General features: G+C 68.7%; 21 protein-coding genes and 5 pseudogenes. 13 read left to right on the top strand and 13 right to left on the bottom strand.

The annotated features are described in order from the left end of the window. Positions 1–59 precede the first annotated feature (59 nt). The 5 genes from ACWIGU_RS24060 to ACWIGU_RS24040 all read left to right on the top strand — a co-directional run bounded on the left by ACWIGU_RS24060 (position 60) and on the right by ACWIGU_RS24040 (position 3797). Positions 60–1709, top strand: a complete 1650-nt coding sequence (locus tag ACWIGU_RS24060; protein WP_454404012.1) for a SulP family inorganic anion transporter — start codon at positions 60–62, stop codon at positions 1707–1709. Continuing rightward, a complete protein-coding gene (locus ACWIGU_RS24055; protein WP_454403758.1) occupies positions 1709–2131 on the top strand; it encodes a pyridoxamine 5'-phosphate oxidase family protein in 423 nt (140 codons plus the stop codon). Before ACWIGU_RS24060 ends, ACWIGU_RS24055 begins: the two co-directional genes overlap by 1 nt. Further along, positions 2131–2553: an ATP-binding protein gene (locus tag ACWIGU_RS24050; RefSeq protein ID WP_454403757.1), complete on the top strand. Its 423-nt coding sequence runs from the start codon at positions 2131–2133 to the stop codon at positions 2551–2553. The genes ACWIGU_RS24055 and ACWIGU_RS24050 overlap by 1 nt, the downstream gene beginning before the upstream one ends. A gap of 48 nt (positions 2554–2601) precedes the next feature. Further along, positions 2602–2994: an anti-sigma factor antagonist gene (locus tag ACWIGU_RS24045; protein ID WP_454403756.1), complete on the top strand. Its 393-nt coding sequence runs from the start codon at positions 2602–2604 to the stop codon at positions 2992–2994. 452 nt (positions 2995–3446) lie between these two features. Further along, positions 3447–3797, top strand: coding sequence for an ArsR/SmtB family transcription factor (locus ACWIGU_RS24040; protein WP_454403755.1), 351 nt, complete (start codon positions 3447–3449; stop codon positions 3795–3797). A gap of 174 nt (positions 3798–3971) precedes the next feature. Here the strand turns inward: ACWIGU_RS24040 and ACWIGU_RS24035 are convergent, their stop codons facing one another. Both ACWIGU_RS24035 and ACWIGU_RS24030 read right to left on the bottom strand, forming a co-directional pair. Then, positions 3972–4679 (bottom strand): phosphotransferase, encoded by a 708-nt coding sequence (locus ACWIGU_RS24035; RefSeq protein WP_454403754.1) that lies wholly within the window; start codon positions 4677–4679, stop codon positions 3972–3974. A 144-nt stretch (positions 4680–4823) separates the two neighbouring features. Next, positions 4824–5198, bottom strand: a complete 375-nt coding sequence (locus ACWIGU_RS24030) for a cupin domain-containing protein (RefSeq protein ID WP_454403753.1) — start codon at positions 5196–5198, stop codon at positions 4824–4826. Between the two features lie 73 nt (positions 5199–5271). On the opposite strand from ACWIGU_RS24030, the gene ACWIGU_RS24025 reads away from it, so the two are divergent. The 3 genes from ACWIGU_RS24025 to ACWIGU_RS24015 all read left to right on the top strand — a co-directional run bounded on the left by ACWIGU_RS24025 (position 5272) and on the right by ACWIGU_RS24015 (position 7953). After that, entirely contained in the window at positions 5272–5745 is a 474-nt protein-coding gene (locus tag ACWIGU_RS24025) for a MarR family winged helix-turn-helix transcriptional regulator (RefSeq protein ID WP_454403752.1), read from the top strand. 585 nt (positions 5746–6330) lie between these two features. Then, positions 6331–6669 carry a hypothetical protein gene (locus tag ACWIGU_RS24020; RefSeq protein WP_454403751.1) on the top strand — a complete coding sequence of 113 codons (339 nt, stop codon included), beginning with the start codon at positions 6331–6333 and terminating at the stop codon, positions 6667–6669. Positions 6670–7419: 750 nt separating this feature from the next. Further along, positions 7420–7953, top strand: coding sequence for a TerD family protein (locus ACWIGU_RS24015; RefSeq protein ID WP_454403750.1), 534 nt, complete (start codon positions 7420–7422; stop codon positions 7951–7953). 169 nt (positions 7954–8122) lie between these two features. Here the strand turns inward: ACWIGU_RS24015 and ACWIGU_RS24010 are convergent, their stop codons facing one another. Next, entirely contained in the window at positions 8123–10675 is a 2553-nt protein-coding gene (locus ACWIGU_RS24010) for an ATP-binding protein (RefSeq protein ID WP_454403749.1), read from the bottom strand. A gap of 185 nt (positions 10676–10860) precedes the next feature. On the opposite strand from ACWIGU_RS24010, the pseudogene ACWIGU_RS24005 reads away from it, so the two are divergent. Then, positions 10861–12088 (top strand): annotated as a pseudogene (locus tag ACWIGU_RS24005) (RNA-guided endonuclease InsQ/TnpB family protein). 79 nt (positions 12089–12167) lie between these two features. Here the strand turns inward: ACWIGU_RS24005 and ACWIGU_RS24000 are convergent. The 9 genes and pseudogenes from ACWIGU_RS24000 to ACWIGU_RS23960 all read right to left on the bottom strand — a co-directional run bounded on the left by ACWIGU_RS24000 (position 12168) and on the right by ACWIGU_RS23960 (position 19834). Beyond that, positions 12168–12851, bottom strand: coding sequence for a response regulator (locus ACWIGU_RS24000; RefSeq protein ID WP_454403748.1), 684 nt, complete (start codon positions 12849–12851; stop codon positions 12168–12170). 156 nt (positions 12852–13007) lie between these two features. Continuing rightward, on the bottom strand, positions 13008–13715 hold the full coding sequence (locus ACWIGU_RS23995; protein WP_454403747.1) for a potassium-transporting ATPase subunit C: 708 nt from the start codon (positions 13713–13715) through the stop codon (positions 13008–13010). Between the two features lie 5 nt (positions 13716–13720). Next, entirely contained in the window at positions 13721–15826 is a 2106-nt protein-coding gene (gene kdpB, locus ACWIGU_RS23990) for a potassium-transporting ATPase subunit KdpB (protein WP_454403746.1), read from the bottom strand. A gap of 44 nt (positions 15827–15870) precedes the next feature. Beyond that, complete coding sequence (kdpA, locus tag ACWIGU_RS23985) at positions 15871–17535, bottom strand: potassium-transporting ATPase subunit KdpA (protein WP_454403745.1); 1665 nt, start codon at positions 17533–17535, stop codon at positions 15871–15873. Positions 17536–17543: 8 nt separating this feature from the next. Further along, positions 17544–17633 (bottom strand): K(+)-transporting ATPase subunit F, encoded by a 90-nt coding sequence (gene kdpF / locus ACWIGU_RS23980; protein ID WP_018536030.1) that lies wholly within the window; start codon positions 17631–17633, stop codon positions 17544–17546. 230 nt (positions 17634–17863) lie between these two features. Next, positions 17864–18244, bottom strand: a pseudogene (locus ACWIGU_RS23975) (amino acid permease); the annotation flags it as partial. A 455-nt stretch (positions 18245–18699) separates the two neighbouring features. Beyond that, the gene (locus tag ACWIGU_RS23970) at positions 18700–19353 is read right to left on the bottom strand and encodes a CBS domain-containing protein (protein ID WP_454403744.1); all 654 of its coding nucleotides are present in this window, start codon (positions 19351–19353) and stop codon (positions 18700–18702) included. Between the two features lie 10 nt (positions 19354–19363). Then, on the bottom strand, positions 19364–19597 hold the full coding sequence (locus ACWIGU_RS23965) for a hypothetical protein (protein WP_454403743.1): 234 nt from the start codon (positions 19595–19597) through the stop codon (positions 19364–19366). Further along, positions 19598–19834, bottom strand: a complete 237-nt coding sequence (locus ACWIGU_RS23960; RefSeq protein WP_454403742.1) for a cyclic nucleotide-binding domain-containing protein — start codon at positions 19832–19834, stop codon at positions 19598–19600. A 425-nt stretch (positions 19835–20259) separates the two neighbouring features. Here ACWIGU_RS23960 and ACWIGU_RS23955 point away from each other — a divergent pair. The 4 genes and pseudogenes from ACWIGU_RS23955 to ACWIGU_RS23940 all read left to right on the top strand — a co-directional run. Then, positions 20260–20857: pseudogene (locus tag ACWIGU_RS23955) on the top strand (alcohol dehydrogenase catalytic domain-containing protein). A 5-nt stretch (positions 20858–20862) separates the two neighbouring features. Continuing rightward, entirely contained in the window at positions 20863–21546 is a 684-nt protein-coding gene (locus tag ACWIGU_RS23950; RefSeq protein WP_454403741.1) for a helix-turn-helix domain-containing protein, read from the top strand. A gap of 265 nt (positions 21547–21811) precedes the next feature. Then, a pseudogene (locus ACWIGU_RS23945) lies at positions 21812–22066 on the top strand (HAD family hydrolase); the annotation flags it as partial. Positions 22067–22144: 78 nt separating this feature from the next. Then, a pseudogene (locus ACWIGU_RS23940) lies at positions 22145–22405 on the top strand (glycoside hydrolase family 65 protein); the annotation flags it as partial. Positions 22406–22486: 81 nt separating this feature from the next. On the opposite strand, the gene ACWIGU_RS23935 reads toward ACWIGU_RS23940, so the two are convergent. Next, positions 22487–24460, bottom strand: coding sequence for a heavy metal translocating P-type ATPase (locus ACWIGU_RS23935; RefSeq protein ID WP_454403740.1), 1974 nt, complete (start codon positions 24458–24460; stop codon positions 22487–22489). Positions 24461–24492 lie beyond the last annotated feature (32 nt).

The following is a 24492-nucleotide window of genomic DNA, read 5'->3' as shown; positions in this document are numbered from 1 at the left end:
GCTACCGGCTCCTGAGCCCGGTCCGCTCCCTGCTGCCCTCCCGCTCCGACCTGGCCCAGATGGGCCGAGACCCCCGCCGTGACCTGCTCGCCGGGCTCACGGTCGCCATCGTCGCGCTGCCGCTCGCGCTTGGCTTCGGCGTCTCCTCCGGTCTCGGAGCGGAGGCCGGTCTGGCCACCGCCGTCGTGGCCGGTGCGCTTGCCGCTGTCTTCGGCGGATCGAATCTGCAGGTGTCCGGCCCGACCGGCGCCATGACCGTCGTCCTCGTCCCGATCGTGGCTCAGTACGGCCCCGGGGGTGTGCTCGCCGTCGGGCTGATCGCGGGCTTCATCCTCGTCGGGCTCGCGGTGCTGCGCACCGGGAAGTACATGCAGTACGTTCCGGCCCCCGTCGTCGAGGGCTTCACGCTCGGCATCGCCTGCGTCATCGCACTGCAGCAGGTGCCGAACGCGCTGGGCGTCGCCGAGCCGGACGGCGACAAAGTCATCGCCGTCACCTGGCGGGCCGTTGCAGAATTCGCCAAGAGCCCGAACTGGACTGCAGTGGGCTTCGCCGTCGCGGTCGCCGTGATCATGCTGGCCGGCGCGCGCGTGCGCCCCACGGTCCCCTTCTCGATCGTCGGCGTCATCGCCGCGACCGCCGTCGCCCAGGTCTTCCACCTCGACGCGGCCAAGCCGATCGGTGACCTGCCCGCCGGACTTCCCGCTCCCTCGCTCGGATTCCTCGACCTCGGCGCGCTCGGCTCCCTCCTCGCCCCCGCCATCGCCGTGGCCGCACTCGCGGCCCTGGAGTCCCTCCTCTCGGCATCCGTAGCCGACGGCATGACGGTCGGCCAGAAGCACGACCCGGACAGGGAACTGTTCGGCCAGGGCCTGGCCAACATCGCCGCCCCGCTGTTCGGTGGCGTCCCGGCCACCGGCGCCATCGCCCGCACCGCGGTCAACGTACGTACCGGCGCCACCTCCCGCCTCGCCGCACTCACCCACGCCGCGGTCCTCGCGGTCATCGTCTTCGCCGCCGCCCCGCTGGCGTCGAGGATCCCCTTGGCGGCGCTGGCGGGTGTACTCATCGCGACCGCGATCCGTATGGTCGAGGTCGGCTCGCTCCGCGCGATGGCCAAGGCCACCCACTCCGACGCGATCATCCTCGCCCTGACCGCCGTGGCCACCGTCTGTCTCGACCTCGTCCACGCCGTCATCATCGGCCTCGTCGTCGCCGGTGTCCTCGCCCTGCGCGCGATCGCACAGCAGGCCCGCATGGACCAGGTGCCCCTCGACAAGGCAGACCACAGCGCCGAGGAACATGCACTGCTCGCCGAGCACATCGTCGCCTACCGCCTCGACGGACCGTTGTTCTTCGCCGCCGCGCACCGCTTCCTGCTCGAACTGAGTGAAGTGGCCGACGTCCGCGTCGTCATCCTGCGGATGTCCCGGGTCACGACCATGGACGCCACTGGCGCCCTCGTCCTCAAGGACGCGGTGGAGAAACTGAGCCGGCGCGGCATCGCGGTCATGACCTCGGGCGTACGGCCCGGCCATCGCCAGGTCCTCGACTCGGTCGGCGCGCTCGCCCTGCTGCGCCGCGAGGACGGCGAATACGCCACCCCACCCGAAGCAATCGCCGGCGCCCGCACCTTCCTGGAGTGCGTCGGAGTGCTCTCCGCCATCGCCGGCCAGAGCGCCCGAACTGCCCGCGAGGAATCCGCCTGATGACGGCAAGTCCCGCCCCGCGCCGCCTCGTCGAGGTCTCCGGAGCCGAGGCCCTCCACCTCTTTGAGGGGAGCCGAACCGGACGCGTCGTCCACGTCTCCAAGGATGTGCCCGCGATCCGCCCGGCCTCGCATGTGTTCGAGTACGGCCGCCTCATGGTGCGCACTCCGGTGCCGGAGGCCGCCCTGCACGGCGTGGCCGCCATCACGTATCACGTGGACGACATCCGTGCCGCGATCGGCACCGGCTGGAGCGTTACGGCCACCGGCCCCGTCGAGGTGATCGACGACCCGGGCCGGGCGGCGCACTACCGACGTACGCTGCCCGGCTGGACGTACGGCCCGCGCGACACCCTCATGCGGATCCACCCGCAGTCGGTGAGCGGCTTCCGGCTCGCCCGCGCCGAGGAGGTCCAGTTGTGATGGCATCGGAACTGGGCGAGCTGCCCTGCCGGCATGTGCTGACCCTGCCCGCCATGCCCGCGGCAGTACGGATAGCCCGCGAAACCACCGAACAAGTACTGGCCGAATGGGGCGTCAACCACCGCCATCCGGCCGTCGACCCCGCGCTGCTGATTCTCTCCGAGCTGGTCACCAACAGCGTCCGGCACGCCGCCGAGATCTCCCCACAGCTCACGGTCCTGTACGCCGCGAGCGCAGACACCTTCGCCTTCGGCGTCCATGACCGGCACCCCTACCAGCCCGCCCTCTACGGCGTTCTCACACAGACGGGAGGCGGGCTCGCCACCGTCGTCGAGCTCACCCTCGGCCTCGGCGGCAGCGCGGTTGTACGACCGGACGCGGACCGCGGCGGCAAGAGCATCTGGATCACCCTGCCCCTGTGACCCGCACAGGGACTGGGACCAGGCAGTACTCGAAAGGCAGTTGACGACGTGACCATTGAATGGCGCTACCGCATCGAGCAGGACCTCGGCGTCCTCTCCGTGGCCGGACATCTCGGCCCTGACGCCACCCATCGCTTCAACGGCGCGGTCGGCTGGGTCCTCGCCCGCGGCACAGGACCGGTCGTCGTCGACCTCACCGAGCTGCGCGGCTGGTCCACCGAGGGCCAGCTCGCGATCATCGACGCCGCCCGGCAGCTGGCCGGCAGCGGCCGCTCGCTGGAACTGGCCGCGATCCCGGCCGACGGCTCCCTCGTCCCCAACGGCGACTGCCCCGCCATCCCCGTCCACAGCGACCTGCTCACAGCCCTCGCCGCACACGCGTCCCTCGGTACCGGGAACGAGGATGCGCAGGAGTGGCGTACCGAGGGCTGGTCCACCTGAGGGCCGTGCCCGCCGTCGGCCGGCTCAACTGCCGTACAAAGGGGCCCATTTGGCTGTCTCGGCCTAACAGCGGTCCCCCCGGGGCGCGCCTCTGCCGACAGCTGGAGAGTAGGCCGACTGCCGCGCAGGCTGTCCAGCCCTACCAGGTCGGTGTGACCTCAGCGCGGGCAGGCCCTGTCGGGTCCGACAGCGGCCCGGAAGCACTTGAGACGGCAGACACCACTCGAGCTGCGTGCCCTTCGCGCCACGCCGACGTGGGACTCGTACGGAAAACACCCCTGCTATCATTAGTAATTGCTAATGATAGCAATTATCGAGTTCATCAGCCTGGCCGTCACAGGCGAGGATGGCCCCATGCAGACGATTTCTGGGCGGACACGATGGACGCAGCGCTCACGGCGCCGAGCCGTATGGCAGCCGCGCATCGACGAGGGCAACAGGAGGCGCTTCGGGTGAGCACGCCCCTGTACCAACTCAAGGCCGAGTTCTTCAAAACGCTCGGGCACCCCGCCCGGATCCGGGTCCTGGAACTGCTGAGCGAGCGAGAGCACGCGGTCGCCGAGATGCTGCCCGAGGTGGGGATCGAGCCCGCCCACCTGTCCCAACAGCTGGCCGTACTGCGCCGGGCGAACCTCGTGGCCACCCGCAAGGAGGGCTCGAACGTCTACTACCGGCTGACCAGCCCGCACGTGGCGGAACTACTGCGGGTCGCCCGCACCATCCTGTCCGGGGTCCTGACCAACCAGGCTGAACTCCTCGCCGACCTCAAGGCGGCGTCGAGCGAGCCGAACCAGCCGTCCTAGACGGCACCTGATCGGCGACCGCCTCTCTACGCGATGGACAGTGCACAGGCGGCGAGAGGCGGCCGCCTTCACGTGCGCGGCAGTGCAGCGTTCATGGTCATGGCGGGACGTGAACACGGCGGCGACCGTTTCCCGGACGGATACGCCATCGAGCACCCAGACTTGCCTTGTCACTTATCGTCGGGCGGGCGTCAGTTCGAGAATCAACTCCATGGCGTCGTCGAGAAGTTGTGTCTCGCTCTCGCTCATGGCCGGGTCTGCTGCCCGTCTCTTCCTGGCTTCCGTGAGGCATCCGGCGTCAGTGTCCGCCAGAACGACTGCGGGGCCGAGGTGGGTGAGCAGTGCCCCGAGCACGGCGCCGGCCAGCGTCGTCGGGCCCGTGGGGGCGACGGCGGCCTGCGCCAGGATCAGTGACGACATTCCCCGGTCCAGTCCGGGTGGCCCTTCCTCGGTGTTGCGCCAGTCGATCACCACTGGCCCTTCCGGGGTGAGCATCACGTTGTCAGGGTGCAGGTCGAGGTGGAGAACGCGGTGGACGGGATCGGCGGAGGCCCGTGCGCGAACGGAGTGCAGGCGGTGCAGCAGCTCGGCGAGCGTCGCCCCTGCTTCCTCGGCCGTGATCGTGTCCTGCAGTAATGCCTGCAGCATGGACGGCCCCCGCAGGCGCTGCATCACCAGGTCGGTGTGCGGTGCCGTGCCGGGTCCGGCGCCTGCCGGATCCCGGAGGCGGGGCACCGGATACCCGTGCTCCGCGAGATGGGCCATCACGGCTGCTTCGGTGGTGGCGTCGGCGCCATCGCGGTATCGGCGAAGGACCCAGTGGTCATCAATGGCGAATACGTCCGCGCTGCGGCCGGAGCCGAGTAACTCACCCGTCTGCATGCCCAGACCTTACCCGTCTGCGAGAACGCCTACTTTCTCAGTGCGCCGTGGCTTGATGCTCTTCTTGTGGGCGGGAGGCCGTCCCCGCCAACTCAGCCCTGACGACGGGGACGGGACCGGTCGGGCTGTTCGCGGGGAGGGACGTCACTCCGCCCACGGAAGCGGGATCTTGTTGTCGCTGCCCGGCATCATGGCCTTACCCCGGACGACCATGGCGACCAGCGCCTCCGCGGGGCCGCCGAAGGCTTTGAGCTGCCGCACCGCACCTGCGGAAAGGATGAGCGCCTGGCCGGCCTTGACCTGTTCGGTCTTGCCGTCCACCTCGACCTCGAACTCGCCTGACAGGGGCATCCACACCTGCTCGCGGTCGATGATGTGCACCGGGGTGGATGCGTCCGCGCCGAGCCGCACACGCCAGGTGCTCACCTCGGCACTGCCTTGGCTTGGACCCGCCAGGCCGGACATCGAGCCGGCTGGCGTAGTGGTCGTCCGCTGCTCGCTCTCGCTGATCACGTACATGGATCCTCCTGAGTCAAGCTCCTTTACTTGCGGCGAGTAAAGCTACTTTATATGTGTGTGTCAAGATGAACCGATGGAGACCCGCGATCCACTCGAGCCCGCCGAACTCACCTTCCTGCTCGGGATGGCCTTCCAACTGCTCCTCTCCGAGTTCGTGAGCCGTCTGGACGCCGTCGGCTACGCCGAACTCCGCCCCGTGCACGGCCTGGTCTTCCAGGCACTCCACGGTGCCGGTGCCACGAGCAGCGAACTCGCCGAGCGCCTCGGGGTCACCAAGCAGGCCGCCGGCCAGATCATCGACGACCTGGAGAAGCGGGGGTACGTCGAGCGTCAGCCGCACCCCGCAGGCGGTCGGCGCAAGCTCGTCGTGCTGACGGACAAGGCGTTGAAGCACCTGGCCGTAGCCGGAAGGACCCTGCGCGAGCTGGAGGCGCAGCTGACCAAGCAGCTTCACGAGGTCGGCCTGGAAGTTCCACGAGCTGAACTCGCGGCCATCATCCGAACCTTCGCAGGAGAGTCGATCCCGCCGTTGCGCCCCGTTTGGTGATCAGGAGCGGCGCACACACTCTGCCTTGGGAAAGTCGACTCCGGTCACTCAGGCACTGGCCGCCTCCGGAGCCGACCGGCTCAGCTGGGCAGTGACCAGACCGGGCAATCTCCCACAGGCGCCGCCGCGCTCGCCCGTCAGCATCGGCATGACCGGCGGCGGCCGCCTGCGTCCGCCTCCCGCAGCGCGGATCCAGTCCCCGTGCCCCGTTGCCCTGCCTGAGGAACCGATAACTCGTAGAGTTGTACGCCGAGTTCGGGACGGTTCGGGTTCTTGCCATGCCCGCCGGTCAGCCTTGCCGGGACAGGGGCTCAACAGCCTTATGCCCCGGCAGGCGCCCGCTGCCGTCGCCAGGCTGTGCACTACTGCTCGGGGGAGTCTTGTACGACGCGTTCATTTCCTACAGCCCCAGTGCAGAACGACGCCGCCGTCCGCACGTATGACCTGGCTTTCGCCCCTGACGGCAAGTCACTGGCTGCGCTCACCACGAGCGGGATTTCCCTGTGGGACGTGAGCGATGGCGGCCGCCCTCGTCTGTTGGGACAACCCGTCGCGGTGAGCGCGGTGGGCCAGATCGTGCCGAGGATGGCCATCTCTTCGGACTGGACCACAGCCGCCGTCACGACAAAGGCGGAGGAATTCGTCGCCCTGTGGGACTGGAGCAACCTCGGCAACACCCGCACCCTGGGCGAGCCCCTGGCAGACACCGCTCGCGCACAGGCGTTGGCGTTCTCTCCGGACGGGCGCACCCTGGCTGTGACAGGCGACAATCGACTCGCACTGTGGAACATGGACCCGGTCCAGAACATTCGCCGGCACATGGTGCGCGAGGCCTGCACCCGCGCCGACGGCGGACTCACCCCCGAGCAATGGAACTTCTACGCGCCCGGACTCGCCTACCAGGACACCTGTGCCCACCATTGACGCGCCCATCCAGGCCGAAGCCCTGGCTGTGCCGTCCCGCACCGGAACAGTGCCTAGGCGAATGTCAGCGTGACCGCGCCGGAGATCCACGTGAGCCCGGTGGGCGTGCCGCAGGCGGCGAGGTCGGTGTTGAGCAGCGTCACCGTCTGCACGGCGGCGGAGCCTGCCCCGACCCCGCTCGTCACTGTGCCTGTCCGAAAGTCCACGGTCCCGAAATCAGGGTGTGCCTGACGGTCGGTCAAGGCTGGTGCTCGGTGGTCAGGGGCGGAAGCCGTCGATGGCCAGTTCCATGAGCCGTTCGGCCTGGGCTGTGCCGTCCGGGGTGTCGGGGGTGCGCCACAGGCAGCTCACAGGGCATCTCCGACGCCCGCGAACTCGATCGGATCAAGGCAAGCATCCCCGGCTACGCCAACCTCTGACCTGATGCCGGCGCCACCGGGACGCTCGGCTTCTGGCGCGGGGCCAGCAGATGCTGTCCCTTTCATCGGTGATGGCCTGCGGATCGCCGGCCGTCACAAGGCCCAATCGGCGGTGTATCCGGGGCTATTGACGTTGCTGACGTCTCCGAGTGTCGGTTCTCTGTCGACGTTCGCGCCGCCGGAGCGTACAAACGGGATCTAGGGCACGCACCATCCACAAGGGCCGGTGAAGGCACGCTAACGAGGCATCAAGTCGCTGGTCATGAGCGATACTTGACCGTGGCGCGGCGCGCATCGGCCGCGCGCCCGGGAGAGGGGGAGGTGCCGGCTCGTGACAGTGATCAAGGCGGGAGTGCACAAGCCGGAGGTCCGGTTGCGCTGGGACCCCAGCCCTCTGGGGGAGGCGCCGAGACACCTCGACATCGTGGCCGCCACGTACGCGACGCATGCCCCCTACGGGGCGCCGGTGTACGTGGTCCACTCGGAGAGCAGGTCCCCCGACGGCACGATCAACATGACCCGCCACAGCGAGACCGGCCAAGGGTTCGGATTCGTCGAGGTGATGGTCCTGGAACTGGACCGCCTGGCATCGTCCTACGGACGGGTCGTCGTCGGTGTGGTGATCCACCAGGACGGCGGACGGCGCACGTTCGGCGACATCGCACACGCCGGTGCCGTGATCGTCGAGAAGTACTCCGAGCTGATGCTCGATGACTTCACCGGGGTGTCGGCGGCCACCGCCGCGACCCTGGGGGAATTCACGCGCGACGCGACGGGGCAGTGGGAACTGCACGCACGGGTCCAGGGGTTCGACAGTGACCCCATCGAATTTCCCCGGCAGATGGGCGCGTCGGGCCGGGGATAGGCAGCGGCGGCATCGCTCGATGGGGCGGGTTCGCCGGTGACCCCGGAAGGAAATTCCCGTCCCTGATCAGGTAGCGAGTCCGGCAGCCGGCGTCTTCGAGGTCCATGACGAGATTTTTCGCGGCCTGGACAAAGCCGCCGCCCACTGCCGCCGAATCTCTGGCTCAGGCCTACGACGCCTCAGCCGTGGATGTCTTGGGTCGGGACGTTGCCCGGTCGGTGGCCGTCGGGAGCGTGAGGACCATGGTGAGGCCGCCGCCGGGCGTGTCTTCGGCGGTGAGGGTGCCGCCGATGGCTTCGGCGAACCCTCGTGCGACCGCGAGTCCCAGGCCGACGCCGGCCCCGCTCGGGGCGTCTCCGTAGCGCTGGAAGGGTTCGAATATGTGGTCCTTGTCGCTGTCCGGGATGCCGGGGCCGCGGTCCACGACGCGGAGTTCCACCCGGTGAGAGAGGGCGCTCGCGGAGACGAGGACCGGTACGCCTGTGGGGCTGTGTTTCACCGCGTTCTCGACGATGTTGGCGACCGTGCGCTCGAGCAGCCCCTTGTCGATGGTGACCACGGGGAGCGTCTCGGGGATGTCCAGGACGACCGTCGTTTCGGGGTCGGGGATGCCGCCCAGGGCCATCGGGACCACCTCGTCGAGGTCCACCTCGCGGATGAGCGGGGTGACCGTGCCGGTCTGGAGGCGGGACATGTCGAGAAGGTTGCCGACCAGGTGGTCGAGACGGTCGGCCCCCGCTTCGATCGCCTCCAGGAGCTCGGCCTGGTCCTCCTCCGACCACTCCACGTCGTCGGAGCGAAGAGAGGAGACCGATGCCTTGATGCCGGCCAACGGTGTGCGCAGGTCGTGGCTGACGGCGGCCAGGAGCGCGGTACGGATGCGGTTGCCTTCGGCCAGTTCCTTGGCTTGACCGGCCTCCGTCCGCAGTCGTTGGCGGTCCAGGACGACAGCGGCCTGTGCGGCGAACGCCGCCAGAACCCGGCGGTCCTCGGCGGGCAGCACGCGGCCGGACAGGGCGAGCGTCATGTGGTCGCCGACGGGCATGTCCACGTCGGCGTCCTCGGGCCGTTCCAGTACGGCCCGAGGGCCGATGCTGCCCGCACACGTCCACGGATCGACGTCGCTCGTGCGCTCCAGCAGTGCCACCGACTCCATGGCGAACGTCTCGCGGACGCGTTCCAGGAGGGCCTCCAGACTGGTTTCGCCGCGCAGCACACTGCCGGCGAGGAAGGAGAGGATCTCCGACTCTGCCCGCAGGCGGGCCGCTTGGTGAGTTCGGCGGGCCGCGAGGTCGACGACCGAGGCGACCGACACGGCCACGCCCACGAAGATCGCAAGGGCGAGGATGTTCTCCGGGTCGGCGATGGTGATCCGGTGCACCGGCGGGGTGAAGTACCAGTTCAGCAAGAGGGAGCCGAAGGCGGCCGAGGCAAGTGCCGGGAACAGTCCGCCGAGCAGCGCCGCGGCGACGGTCAGCGACAGGAACAGCAGCACGTCGTTGGCGAATCCGAGACCCGGCGCGGTGGCACTGAGCAAGAGAGACAGCAGCGCGGGGCCGCACATACCCGTAAGCCAGCCCCACATGGTCCGGGCGCGGCCGAGCCGGGCACGTGGCACGGCGGACAGGCCGCGCCCCTTGCCCGCCTCGTCGTGGGTGATCAGGTGTACGTCGAGGTCGGGGCCGGACTCCCGGGCTACCGTGGCGCCGACGCCGGGGCCGAAGACGTACTGCCACCCCTGGCGGCGGGACACTCCGAGGACGATCTGCGTGGCGTTCACGCCCCGCGCGAAGTCCAGCAGGGCCGACGGGATGTCGTCCCCCACGACGTGGTGGAACGTGCCGCCCAGGTCCTCGACCAGAGTGCGCTGGAGAACGAGTTCCTTGGGCGAGGCGGAGGCCAGTCCGTCGCTGCGCGAGATGTACACGGCCAGGACCTCACCGCCCGCGCCCTTCTCCGCGAGCCGGGCAGCACGGCGGATCAGGGTGCTGCCCTCGGGGCCTCCGGTCAGCCCGATCACGATCCGCTCCCGCGAACCCCAGATCCTGGAGACCCGGTGCTCGCTGCGGTACTCCGTCAGGTACTCGTCGACCCGGTCCGCGACCCAGAGCAGGGCCAGTTCGCGCAGGGCGGTGAGGTTGCCGGGCCGGAAGTAGTTGGAAAGGGCCGCGTCGACCCTGTCGGGCCGGTAGATGTTGCCGTGGGCCATCCGCCGGCGCAGCGCCTGGGGCGACATGTCGACCAGCTCGACCTGGTCCGCGCGCCGAACGACCTCGTCGGGCACCGTTTCCTGCTGTCGGACTCCTGTGATCGACTCGACGATGTCGCCGAGCGACTCCAGGTGCTGGATGTTGACGGTCGACACGACGTCGATGCCCGCCGCGAGCAGCTCCTGCACGTCCTGCCAGCGCTTGGCGTTGCGGGAACCGGGGATGTTCGTATGGGGCAACTCGTCCACCATGGCCACTTGGGGGCTTCTGGCGAGTACCGCGTCCACGTCCATCTCGGTGAAGACGGCGCCGCGGTATTCGAGTTCCTTGCGTGGGATCTGTTCCAGGCCGTGGAGCATCACCTCGGTGCGTGGCCGGTCGTGATGCTCCACGAAGGCGACGACGCAGTCGGTGCCCCGCTCCATGCGGCGGTGTGCCTCCGAGAGCATCGAGTAGGTTTTGCCGACGCCCGGAGCGGCACCGAGATAGATGCGTAGTCTGCCGCGTGCCATCTTCACCGGATTCCTCCGAGGATGCCCCGGCCTTCAGGCCGGGAAGGAATCGGACTCCTGCGGAGCAGGGCAGGAGAAGCCGATTCGCCGGCAGGGCGGATCGGCGTGTACCCGCCGGGGTGGTGAGGCAGCCCCCGTTGGATCAGAGCTCTCAACTGTCAGTCCTCCCAGACAGGTTGTTGTTCATGACGAACGCGGCGCAGGAGACGGCAGGTGTCGGGCATGCCCGCTACACCTTCCGCCTTCGCGTGTCGTCCGCCGCAACTGGCGCTCTCGAAGCGGAATGGGCGCGGTGCCGGTGGCTGTGGAACGAGTGCTGCGCCCGCTCGAAGAAGGCGCACGCCGAGAACGAGAAGTGCGGTCCGGCCCGGCTGGACAAGATGCTGACCGAGGCGCGTGCCTGCATGGGCTGGCTGCGTGAAGGCTCCAGCGTTCCTCAGCAGCGGGTGATACGCGATTTCGCGAAGTCGCGGGCGAAGGCGCTGAAGGACATCGAGGCCGCTTTGCCGATGCGGCAGCGGGCCGGGATGCCCAAGTACAAGAAGAAGCACCAGGACGACCTGTCGCTGATCTACACCCAGCGGGGTTGTCGGCTCATGGACGGCCGCCTGCACCTGGCAGGCGGCCTCGCCGTGACGGTCGTGTGGTCGCGTGCTCTTCCCCAGCCTCCCTCCAGCGTCCGTGTCTACCGCGACAGCACCGGAGTTTGGTACGCGTCTTTCGTCGTGGCGAGGATGACCGAGACACTGCCGGGAACCGGCCGGGTGATCGGGATCGACTGGGGTGTGAAGGAGATGGCGACCACCACCAGCGACGACCACGACCTTTCGCACCCGCAGCACGGGAAGAGTGCTGCCCAGCGCTTGGTGCATTATCAGCGGATGATGTCCCGGCGTAAGCCGAAGCGTGGATGCGCCGGGTCGAAGGGCTATCGCGAGGCGAAGGGGCAGACGGCGAAGCTGCACAAGAAGGTGGCCCGGCAGCGTCAGGACACCGCCCGCAAGTGGGCCAAGAAGGTCGTCCGCGACCATGACGCCCTGGCCGTGGAGGACTTCCGGCCGAAGTTCCTTGCGAAGTCCACCATGGCGAAGAAGGCCGCTGACGCGGCGATCGGCGCGACCAAGACAGCCCTGGTCGAGATGGGCCGTAAGCACGGCCGGTCCGTGCACCTGGTACACCCGGCGCACACCACGATGGAATGCGCAGACTGCGGAGCGAGAACCAAGCACGCGCTGCCTCTCTCAGAACGAACGTATACGTGCACCACGTGCGGGGTGTCCCGGCCTCGGGACAAAAACTCAGCCCGTGTGATGCTCGTCCGGGCTGGTCTCTGTCCCGGCTAGTGCTGATCGTGTAAGACCTGCATCCCCGCCGGGGATCAGGCCGCGTGAGCTAGGAATCCCCCTGATCTAGCTGGGGGAGGTTTCAAGTCTCTCGTCTCTACGTCTCTGTGCCGTTACGTCGGGGGTGGGGCGCGCGGGGATGAGTGGGGTCAGTTCTCGAAGCGATATCCCATGCCGGGCTCCGTGATGAGATAGCGGGGGTGGGAGGGGTCCGACTCCAGTTTCCGGCGCAGTTGGGCCATGTAGACCCGCAGGTAGTTGGTCTTGGTGCTCTGGGAGGCGCCCCAGACTTCCTGGAGGAGCTGTTTCTGCGTGACGAGGCGGCCGGGGCTGGAGACCAGGATCTCCAGCAGCTGCCACTCCGTGGGAGTCAGGCGTACGTCGCGGCCGGCACGGGTGGCCTTCTTGGCGAGCAGGTCGACGGAGAAGTCGTCCGTGGTGACCAGGATGGTGCCGTTGGCGACGGGCACGTTCTCCGTTCGGCGGACAGCGGCCCGCAGCCGGGCGAGGAGTTCGTCCATGCTGAACGGTTTGGTGATGTAGTCGTCGGCCCCGGCGTCCAGCGCGGCGACCTTCTCGTCGGAGTCGCGGCGCGCGGACAGCACCAGGATCGGAACGCGGGTCCAGCCGCGCAGAGCCCTGATGACGTCCACGCCGTCCATGTCCGGCAGCCCCAGGTCGAGGATCACGACATCCGGTTGCCGGGTGGCGGCGAGTCGGAGCGCGGTGGCGCCGTCCGGCGCGGCGTCCACGCCGTACCGGCGTGCCTGCATGTTGATTACGAGCGCCCGTACGAGCTGTGCGTCGTCCTCCACCACCAGTACCCGCGTCATCGGTGTGCGCCTTTCCAGTCGGCGGTGGTCGTGTGTCGGGTCGTGCACGCTGGATGCCGGTGTGCCGGTGTGCCGGTGTCGGTTCGTGGCCGTGGGAGCCGGCGGATTCGGGCGGTTTCCCCGGTCGCCGACTCCCACGTGATGGGCGTAAGACCATCAGCTCTTCGCCACGAGTTCCTTGAGCGCGATGTTGAGTTCGAGGACGTTGACGGTGGGTTCACCCATGAAGCCGAGGGTGCGGCCGTCGGTGTGCTCGTCGACGAGCTTGTTGACCTGGGCCACGGACAGCCCGTTCTTCTGGGCGACGCGGTGGACCTGGAGGCCGGCGTACTCGGGGGAGATGGCCGGGTCGAGTCCGGAGCCCGACGATGTGACGGCGTCCGCGGGGATGTCGGACTTCTTGACCTTGTAGTCGCCGACGGAGTTGTCCTTGATCACGGCGTTCTGGGCGGAGAGGACCTGGGCGCAGAGCGTGCCCTCCTCGGACTTCTCCGTGCACTTGCCGTTGATCGCGCCGTTGTCGCCGGACAGGTTGGTGGCGCCGGACAGGATCAGCTTGTAATGGGTGTTGACGCTGTTGGTGCCCAGACCGTTGGACGGACGCGGCTGGAACCACTTGAGGTCCGGCTCCGCGGTCTCCTGGCCCTTCTTCAGCGGCAGGTCGTAACGCTGGCCGATGAGGGACGAACCGACCACCTTGCCCTCGGACTTGATCTCCGAGCCGTTGGCCTTGTCGTGGAAGAGGGCCTGCGCCACGCCGGTGACGGCGAGCGGGTAGATGACGCCGCAGACGACTGTGAGGACGAGGAGGGCGCGCAGTCCCGCTCCCAGCAACCGGGCTGTGTTCGTAACCGAGTTGTTCATGGGGATCAGCCGATTCCGGGGATGAGGGAGATGAGCAGGTCGATGATCTTGATGCCGATGAACGGGGCGATCAGGCCGCCGAGTCCGTAGATTCCGAGGTTGCGGCGCAGCATCCGGTCGGCGCTCATCGGCCGGTACCGGACCCCCTTCAGGGCGAGGGGTACCAGCGCGATGATGATGAGCGCGTTGAAAATGACCGCGGACAGGATCGCGGAGTTGGGCGAGGACAGCTGCATGATGTTGAGCTTGTCCAGGCCCGGGTAGACCGCCGCGAACAGCGCCGGGATGATCGCGAAGTACTTCGCGACGTCGTTGGCGATGGAGAACGTCGTCAACGCGCCCCGGGTGATGAGGAGTTGCTTGCCGATCTCGACGATCTCGATGAGCTTGGTCGGGTTGGAGTCGAGGTCGACCATGTTGCCGGCCTCCTTGGCGGCCGACGTGCCCGTGTTCATCGCCACGCCGACATCGGCCTGGGCGAGGGCGGGGGCGTCGTTGGTGCCGTCGCCGGTCATCGCGACCAGCTTGCCGCCCGCCTGCTCCCGCTTGATGAGCGCCATCTTGTCCTCGGGAGTGGCCTCCGCGAGGAAGTCGTCGACGCCTGCCTCCTCGGCGATCGCCTTGGCCGTCAGCGGGTTGTCACCGGTGATCATGACGGTCTTGATGCCCATGCGGCGCAGCTCGTCGAACCGCTCGCGCATGCCTTCCTTGACGACGTCCTTGAGGTGGATGACGCCGAGCACGCGGGCGCCGTGGGAGTCCTCGACCGCCACGAGCAGCGGCGTTCCGCCCGCCTCCGAGACGGAGTTGGCGAGGGTGTCCGCGTCCGGGGCGACCTGGCCACCGCGCTCCCTGACCCAGGTGATGACGGAACCGGCGGCTCCCTTACGGGTCTTGCGGCCGTCGACGTCCACGCCGGACATGCGGGTCTGGGCGGTGAAGGCGATCCATTCGGCGCCGGCCAGCTCGCCCTGGTGGCGTTCGCGCAGCCCGTACTTCTCCTTGGCGAGGACCACGATGGAGCGGCCCTCGGGGGTCTCGTCGGACAGCGAGGACAGCTGGGCGGCGTCGGCGAGTTCGGCCGCGGTCACGCCCTTGACGGGCGCGAACTCGGCGGCCTGGCGGTTGCCGAGGGTGATGGTGCCCGTCTTGTCGAGGAGCAGGGTCGACACGTCGCCTGCGGCCTCGACGGCCCTGCCGGACATGGCGAGGACGTTGCGCTGGACGAGGCGGTCCATGCCCGCGATACCGATCGCGGAGAGCAGTGCGCCGATCGTCGTCGGGATGAGGCAGACGAGCAGGGCCACCAGCACGACCATGCTGAGGTGCTTGCCGGCGTAGTCCGCGAACGGCGGCAGGGTCACCACCGCGAGCAGGAAGACGATGGTGAGGGACGCCAGGAGGATGTTGAGGGCGATCTCGTTGGGGGTCTTCTGGCGGGCCGCGCCCTCGACCAGGTTGATCATCCGGTCGATGAAGGTCTCGCCGGGCTTCGTCGTGATCTTGATGACGATGCGGTCGGAGAGAACCTTCGTGCCGCCGGTGACGGCGCTGCGGTCGCCGCCCGACTCCCGGATGACGGGGGCCGATTCACCGGTGATGGCCGACTCGTCGACGGACGCGACACCCTCGACGACGTCTCCGTCGCCGGGGATGATGTCGCCCGCCTCGCACACCACCAGGTCACCGATGGTCAGGGCGGTGCCCGGCACCTGCTCCTCGCTGGTGCCGTCCTTGGACAGCCGGCGCGCGATGGTGTCGGTCTTGGCCTTGCGCAGGGTGTCCGCCTGCGCCTTGCCGCGGCCCTCGGCCACCGCCTCCGCCAGGTTCGCGAAGATCACGGTGAGCCAGAGCCAGGCGCTGATCGTCCAGCCGAACCAGTCGGACGGGTCCTTGAAGGAGAACACGGTCGTCAGGACCGAGCCGACGAGCACCACGAACATCACGGGCGACTTGACCATGACGCGCGGGTCGAGCTTGCGCAAGGCGTCCGGCAGCGACTTCAGCAGTTGCTTGGGATCGAAGAGACCCGCGCCGACCCGGCCCTCGCCGGGCTTGTGGCCGGTGGGCACGTCGCTGTGCGGCGCCCGGGTCGGAGTGGCTGTGGACATCGCGCCCTCTTGGCTTTCTGTACGGGACTCTTCTGTGCGCGTGGTCATGACGCCAGCCCCTCGGCGAGCGGACCCAGCGCCAGGGCCGGGAAGTAGGTCAGGCCGGCGATGATCAGGATCGTGCCGACGAGGAGGCCCGTGAACAGGGGCTTCTCCGTGCGCAGGGTGCCGGCCGTGGCGGGGATGGGCTTCTGCTCGGCGAGCGAGCCCGCCAGAGCGAGGACGAACACCATCGGCAGGAACCGGCCGAGCAGCATCGCGAGGCCGATCGTGGTGTTGAACCAGTTGGTGTCCGCGCTCAGACCGGCGAACGCGGAACCGTTGTTGTTCGCGCCGGACGTGAACGCGTAGAGGATCTCGGAGAATCCGTGCGCGCCGGAGTTGAGCATGGAGTTCGGCGGGGTGGGCAGAGCCATCGAGATCGCAGTGAAGACGAGCACGAGCGCCGGGGTGATGAGGATGTAGCAGGCCGCGAACTTGATCTCGCGGGTGCCGATCTTCTTGCCCAGGTACTCGGGGGTGCGGCCGACCATCAGACCCGCGATGAACACCGCGATGATCGCCATGATCAGCATGCCGTAGAGCCCGGAACCGGTGCCGCCGGGTGCGATCTCGCCGAGCTGCATGCCGAGCATCGTGATGCCGCCGCCGAACCCGGTGAACGAGGAATGGAACGAGTCCACCGCACCGGTCGACGTCAACGTCGTCGACACCGCGAAGATCGACGAGGCACCGACCCCGAAGCGGTTCTCCTTGCCCTCCATCGCGCCGCCCGCGACGTCGAACGCCGGGCCGCCGTGGTGGAACTCGGTCCACATCATCAGCGCGACGAACCCGACCCAGATGGTGGCCATCGTCGCGAGGATCGCGTATCCCTGCTTCAGCGAGCCGACCATACGGCCGAAGGTGCGGGTGAGCGCGAACGGGATGACGAGGATCAGGAAGATCTCGAACAGGTTCGTGAACGGGCCCGGGTTCTCGAAGGGGTGGGCGCTGTTGGCGTTGAAGTAACCGCCGCCGTTCGTGCCCAGCTCCTTGATGGCCTCCTGCGAGGCGACCGCGCCCCCGTTCCACTGCTGCGAGCCGCCCATGAACTGGCCCACGGAGTGAATTCCGGAGAAGTTCTGGATCGCGCCGCACGCCACGAGGACGATCGCGCCGATCACGGAGATCGGGATCAGGATGCGGATGACGCCACGCACCAGGTCCGCCCAGAAGTTGCCGAGCTCACCGGTGCGGGAGCGGGCGAAGCCCCGGACGAGGGCGACCGCGACGGCGATGCCGACGGCCGCGGAGACGAAGTTCTGCACGGCGAGGCCGGCGGTCTGTACGACGTGGCCCATGGCCTGCTCGCCGTAGTACGACTGCCAGTTGGTGTTCGACACGAACGAGGCGGCCGTGTTGAACGCCTGGTCCGGGTCGATCGAGGAGAAGCCCAGCGATCCGGGCAGTGAGCCCTGCAGCCGCTGCAGGAGGTAGAGGAACAGGACGCTCACGGCGGAGAAGGCCAGGACACCGCGCAGATAGGCGGGCCAGCGCATCTCGGCGCTGGGGTTGGCGCCGATGCCCTTGTAGATCCACTTCTCGACACGCAGGTGCTTGTCGGAGGAGTAGACCCCGGCCATGTAGTCGCCGAGCGGCCGGTAGGCGAGTGCCAGGGCCGCTATCAGCGCGAGGAGCTGGAGCACACCAGCGAGTACGGGGCTCATATCGGTGCTCAGAACCTCTCCGGGTAGATGAGGGCGAGGACCAGGTAGCCCAGGAGGGCGACGGCCACGATCAGGCCGACGATGTTCTCGGCAGTCACAGCTTCGTCACCCCCTTGGCGACGAGAGCCACCAGCGCGAACACCGCGATCGTGGTGATGACGAAGGCCACGTCGGCCATCGCGAGCTCCTAGATATGAGGTAAGGAAATGAGCTGACGAGATAGAGGAAAGCTCGTTCCTGGCCGGATTCGGCCGCCGTTGACGCCTCCCATACGACAACCCGTGTGCCTTTGACGCGTCTCTTACGGGGCGTCGCGCGCCGGTGGGAATCCGGAGCCGTTGAGCAGGGCCATGCCCTGCCGGCGTGGGCCTCGCTCTGCGCGCCTGTGCCTGATCATGCCGACGTGCGCCATGGTGAAGCCGACGAAGTCGCCGATGGCGAAGAGCGGTACGAGGGTGTTCGTGTCGCCGCCCGAGAAGACCAGTAGCGCGGCGGAGACCAGCGCGAGCGCGAGGGCGCCGCGGCGGTGGACCTGGCGGTCGGCCTTCAGCGCGCACACGTGCGGCAGGTGGTTGTCCCGGGCGAGCGGCTTGAGCAGCACCGGGGGCCCGCCGAACGACGTGTTCGCGGACAGGACGAGCAGGATCATCGTCGCGAACTGGACGACGTAGAAGGCCCAGTTGTGGCCGAGCGAGGCATCCGCGAGCTCGACCGAAGCGCTCGCCACGGCGTTCGGCAGCCCCGAGTTCCAGCGCATGGCGGCCGAGTTCCCCGACGACATCGTGTCGTACCCGCACATCTTCGAGCAGATCGACGTATGACACGGCAGCTGTAGCCGCGTGACGGGGGTGATGTCCTCGTGCTCAGCCCTGCGGGCGGGCGATCAGTATCCAGTTCCGGATCTCCTGCGGCACCTCGCGCAAGCCCAGCCCCTGAGCTGGTTCTTTGTCTTCGGCCGTCACGTAGAGTGACCGTGGCGCTTTGGGTGCCGGTGCGGTGGCCTCGAACAGGGTTCGCACTCGCTGTGAGGGTGCGGCGTTCACCGGTCGCTATGGCGGCCTTCGCGCGATCGTGTGCCGTGTCGAGTCAGGCACGCCGGACGGTCTGTTCCTCGCGTCCCTGACCGGGCTGAGGCGAGTGCAACGGTGAACCCACCGGAGCCGATCACGCAGACCCTTCGGTCTCGAGCCGGCAGCGCACGTCGACGACGCCTTCCACGGCATGGGTGAGACGTGCTGCGACCGGAATCAGATCGCCGTCCCGTACCTGCCCCGTCAGTGTCGCAGTGCCATGGGTGACGGTGACCTTGACGCGTTTGCGGGACACCGGAAACAGATGGTTCACCACCGTGCGGCGAATCTCGTCGGCGAGTTCGTCGTCGGAGCGGAGGAACACCTTGAGGAGGTCGGCGCGGCTGACGATGCCCTGGAGCGTCCCGTTGGCGTCGACGACGGGAAGGCGCTTGATGCGGTGGTTGGCCATGAGCCGGGCGGCTTGGGGGAGGGGCGTGTCCGGGTGGACGGTGATCGCGGGGGCTGTCATCAGGTCTTCGGCGGGTGTGGATCCCGCCTTGGCCGTTTCGTTGAGATGGCGCATTTGTTCGATAAGGCCGGGGCGATGCTCGTGGAGCTCCTCCTTGGGGAGCAGATCTGCCTCGGAGACCACACCGATGACGCGGCCTTCCCCCTTGATGACCGGCAAGGCGGTGATCTTCCACCGTTCCATGGCGGCCACGATCTCTTCGAACGCGGCGTCGGGGGCGACGGCGATGATCCTCTTGGTCATGACGTCGTTGACGGTGTACGGGGTGGAGGGCATGGCTCGGTCCTCAGAGTGCGTCGGCGAGCGGCCGGACGCTGCTGTAGGGGCCGAACATGTCCAGCAGCCGACTGCGGGCCGCCGACAGCCGGTGGGCGATCACCGCGGCGACACCTGTCGATACGGAGCGCCCGATGTCAGGGTCCACGGCACACAGTTCGCGGACGGCCCGGGCATCGAATTCCACCGCGCGGACGGAGTGGGTGGCTGTGGCGCCGAGGTGCCAGGTATAGGGCGGGAGCATTCAGGACCAGCCGAGCAGGTCGCCGGCTCCGAGGACCGCGACGACGGCCGGCTTGTGCCCGGGGACATGCATGTCGAGTTCGACGGTGCCGTACTCGGTGATCCAGAACCGGTCGGCGCGCCTGTGCTCCTCGATGAGGCGGCTTCCTGCGGGGAAGTTCACGCGGTGGGAGTGGGCGAGCAGAGCCTCGCGCACTTCCGGTGAAATCTCGGTCAGCGGATTCCTCATCGTGCTCATGATTTCCTTCAGCCCTTACCCCTAAGGCGGGGCCTGCGGCGGCGGCTTCGGGAGGGCCTTGCGGTACCTGTCGGGGACCGTTCGGCCCCGGTCGGCGGACCAGGACGCCTTCGCCGGGCGGGGTACGACGGCGGTCCAGCCCAGTTCCCGGTCGGCGCGCTGGGCCGCCTCAGTCCGCGGCTTCTCCCAGTTGCGGCAGCGCAGATCGGCGAAACCCTGGAAGGGGCATCTCCACCGGTCCCATGCGGCCGCGCTCTGGGCATGGGCTCGAGCGGCCCAGGTGGGGACCCGTCCGGCCCATGCGTATCGGCCTGCAGGAAGTCAGGCTGGCTATAACCCGTACTGGGCGGGGCGAAGAGGCCCGTACCGGACGCGGAGAGCGGGCCCGTACTGCACGAGGAGCGCAGGAAGGGAAGGGCGACGTCATGAGGGCACTCGTCTTCCACGGCCCGGGAAAGACCTCCTGGCAGGACGTTCCGGACCCGGGTATCAAGGATGGCGCCGACGCGATGGTCCGCCTGGACGCCGTCACCATCTGCGGTACTGACCTGTACATCGTCAAAGGCGACGTGCCCGAGGTGACCCCGGGCCGGATCCTGGATCATGAGGCGGTCGGCACGCTTGTCGAGACCGGTGACGACGTGCGTCGCGTCCGTCCCGGCGAACGGGTGCTGATTTCCTGCATCTCCTCCGGTGGCCGCTGCCGGCATGCTGCGTCCTGGCGGCCGCGTCGCCAACATCGGTGTCCACGGCAAGCCGGCGACCCTCCACCTCGAAGATCTGTGGATCAAGGACGTCACCCTCACTACCGGACTCGTCGACACCTACTCGACCCCGATGCTGCTCAAGATGATGGAGGCCGAACGGCTCCTGGCCGCTTCGCTGATCACCCACCGTTTCGAACTCGGACACATGGAGGAGGCGTACGACGTCTTCTCCCGCGCCGCCGAAACCGGAGCCCTCAAAGTGGCGTTGGGCGGTCCCCAGCACAACACCGTGACCCTGCTGAACGAGGGGATCTGAACACCATGCCCAGCACGACACCCAAACCGGTCCGTGCCACTGCCCAAGAAGCCGGACAGACCGACCTGGGCCGCCGGATCGCGGCCCGGCGCCAGGAACTCGGACTCACCCGCGAGCAGGTCGGCAACCGCTGTGGAGTGGACGCCGGCTACATCGCTTACCTGGAGGAGCGGGCCGCCGCGCCCAGCAGCGGGTCGCTCGTTCATATCGCCGACGCCCTCGGAACCACCGTCGCCGAACTCTCCGGAGCGACCACCGAGCAGCCGCCCGGCCAGGGGGCAGCTCAGCGCGACTCCGAGCTCGTCGCACTCAGCGAGGCGGAGTGCCGTCATCTGCTGTCCACGCATGGCATCGGTCGTGTGGCGGTGTTCACCCGTGACGGTCCCGTCATCTTTCCGGTCAACTACGTCGTCTCCGGGAGCGAGATCGCGTTCCGTACTTCGTGGGAATCGCTGCTGGCCGGTGCGGCCGGCGCCCGTGTGGCCTTCGAGGTCGACCACATCGATGACGCGATGAAACAGGGCTGGAGCGTTCTTGTCGTCGGTGAGGCCGCCGGCGTCACCGACGGCGAATCGATCCGGCGGCTGGACGCGGTGGCGCGTTCCCTGCCCTGGGCGGGTGGTGACCGCAAGTACTGGATGTCGGTCATTCCCGTCCAGATCACCGGCCGCCGTGTGGTGCATGGATGAGTCCGATGCGGGCCGCGGTCTTCGATACCGACGGGGTCCTGCTCGACTCGACGGTGCTGCACGCGGAGGCCTGGAAAGCCGCCTTCGACGGCTGACTCGACGCCTGGGCTTCGCACGGCGCGAGACAGCGGCCCTTCGACACCGATCGTGAATACCCCGTACTGGTCGACGGCAAGCCCCGATTCGACGGCGCGCTCGCCTTCCTGAATGCTCGCGGGGTGGAGCTCCCCTGGGGCACACCCGATGACTGGCCGGCTTCGACACGGTGTGGGCGGTCGCCGCCTACAAGGATCAGCTCTTCACCCAGACGATCCGCGGCCGGGCCGTTGCCCCCTTTCCCGAGGTCGCCCCAGCGCTGAACGAGCTGCGGCACAAGGGCATCCGGTGTGCGGCCGTGTCCGCCTCCCGGCACGCCCGGGCCCTACTGAAAGCGGCCCGGCTTGACGGTCTCTTCGATACGTCGGTGGACGGCGAGGACGCCGCTCGGCTCGCTCTGGCCGGCAGACCGGATCCAGCCCTCTTCCTCGAAGCGGCGGCGCGGCTGGGCCCGGCCAACCATCACGTCGGTGTGGAGCCGGAAGCCGTCGCGTGGTCGCGACGCTACCGGATCCGCGGAGCCCTGGGGCCGGACGAGTACCACGATGCCTACCCACAGGCCGCCGTCCCGGGCATCGACGACAACGCCTGCGTGAACGTGGCGGCCGCGTGGGTCCTCACCCGGGCACTCCAACTCGCAGCTGAACTCCCCGGTGCCCGCCGCGCTGAACTACTCGGGCAGCTCGGCATCGACGCCGAGGGCCTGGAGCACTGGCGGGACATCACCCGCCGTCTCTACGTGCCCTTCCACAGCGGTGTCATCATCCGCGGCAGACGGTGACTGCGCAGCGGGCATCGGCCGCCCCGGTGGGGGCGGCCGTGCGGCTGCGGCGGGCGCGTTTGCTCACGTCGTTTCCTTGGCCGGGCGGGGCCAGGCGGCCTCGCGCAGCAGGCGCAGGCCGTTGAGGCCGACGATGACGGTGGAGCCCTCGTGGCCGGCGACACCCAGCGGCAGGGGCAGCGTGGCGATGAGGTCCCAGGCCACCAGTGCGGTGATGAAGATCCCGGCGATGACCAGGTTCTGCACGACGAGGCTGCGGGCACGACGGGAGAGGGCGACGACTGCCGGGATCGTGGCGAGTTCGTCGCGGACCACGACGGCGTCGGCCGTCTCCAGGGCGAGGTCGGATCCGGCCTTGCCCATCGCGATGCCGGTGTGGGCGGCGGCCAGGGCGGGGGCATCGTTGACGCCGTCGCCGACCACCAGCACCCGGCGGCCCTTCGTCTCCCACTCCTTGACCGCAGCGACCTTGTTCTCGGGGAGGAGTCCGGCGCGTACGTCGGTGATGCCGACCTCGGCGGCCAGTTGGCGGGCGGCGCGCTCGTTGTCGCCGGTCAGCAGAACCGGGGTGCGGCCGGTCAGGGCGGTGAGTGCGGCGACGGTGGCCTCGGCGTCCGGTCGCAGTTGGTCGGCGATGCCCAGCACTCCGACGGGCGTGCCGTCGCGCAGGACGAGGACAGCAGTACGGCCCTCATCTTCGAGCGCCCGGATCACGCCATCCGTGTCCAGGCCGCGGGAAGGGGCGAGGCGGGCCGGGGAGCCGACCTGGACGGTGTGTTCGCCGACGGTAGCGGTGACGCCGGCGCCGGGCGTGGAGGTGAAGCCGGTCGCCTCCGGGAGAGCGAGGCCATGTTCACGGGCGGCCTGTACGACGGCACGGGCGAGCGGGTGCTCGCTCGGGTGCTCGACCGCCGCCGCCAGCGCCAGCACAGCGTCCGCGTCCAGGCCGCTGCCGGACAGGGGGCGGATGTCGATGACTCGGGGGGTGCCCTCGGTCAGCGTGCCGGTCTTGTCCAGGGCGACCGCGTCGACCTGGCCCAGGCGTTCCATGACGACGGCGGACTTCGCCAGGACGCCATGGCGGCCCGCGTTGGCGATCGCGGACAACAGCGGCGGCATCGTGGAGAGGACCACCGCGCACGGCGAAGCGACGATCATGAAGGTCATCGCGCGGAGCAGGGCAGGCTGGAGGGCGGAGCCGAAGGCGAGGGGGAGCACGAAAACGGCGACGGTGGCAATCACCATGCCGATCGAGTACCGCTGTTCGACCTTCTCGATGAACAGCTGGGTGGGGGCTTTGGTCTCGGAGGCTTCCTCGACCATCTTCACGATCCGGGCGATCACCGAGTCGGCGGGGTCCCGCTCGACCCGCACGCGCAGGGCGCCCGTGCCGTTGACCGTGCCGGCGAACACCTCGTCCCCGACCTGCTTGGCCACGGGCAGGGGCTCACCGGTGATGGTGGCCTGGTCGACGTCGCTGACCCCGTCCAGGACCTGGCCGTCGGCGCCGATCCGCTCGCCGGGCCGCACCAGGATGATGTCGCCCACGGCCAGGGCGTCCGCCGCGACATTCTCCTCCCCGCCGCCCGGTAGCAGGCGGGTCGCGGTGGTCGGCGCGAGGTCGAGCAGCCCGCGTACCGAATCGGCGGTGCGGGCGGTCGCAACGGCCTCCAGGGCGCCGGAGGTCGCGAAGATGACGATCAGCAGTGCCCCGTCCAGGACCTGGCCGATGGCCGCGGCACCGAGCGCGGCGACCACCATCAGCAGATCCACGTCCAAGGTCTTGTCCTTGAGGGCCTTCCATCCCTCCCATCCCGGCTCCCAGCCGCCAGTGATGTAGGTGGCGGTGAACAACGGCGCCCATGCCCATACCGGGGCGTCGAGCAGCTTGAGCGGGAGGGCGGCCAGGAACAGGACCAGCGAGGCCAGCGCCCACCGGGCCTGCGGCAGCGCCAGCACCCGCGTACGCCGCCGGGGCGGTGCCGAACGCGGCCCGGCGGCGGTCAGCGGGGGCCGCTGATCCAGGACAGAAGACATGACGAAACAACCCTTCACGGGCGGATGGGGCA

It is taken from the genome of Streptomyces sp. NPDC055400 (genome assembly GCF_053644375.1).
Note: the sequence above shows the minus strand (reverse complement) of the source record. Positions and strands in the feature narration are given on the sequence as shown.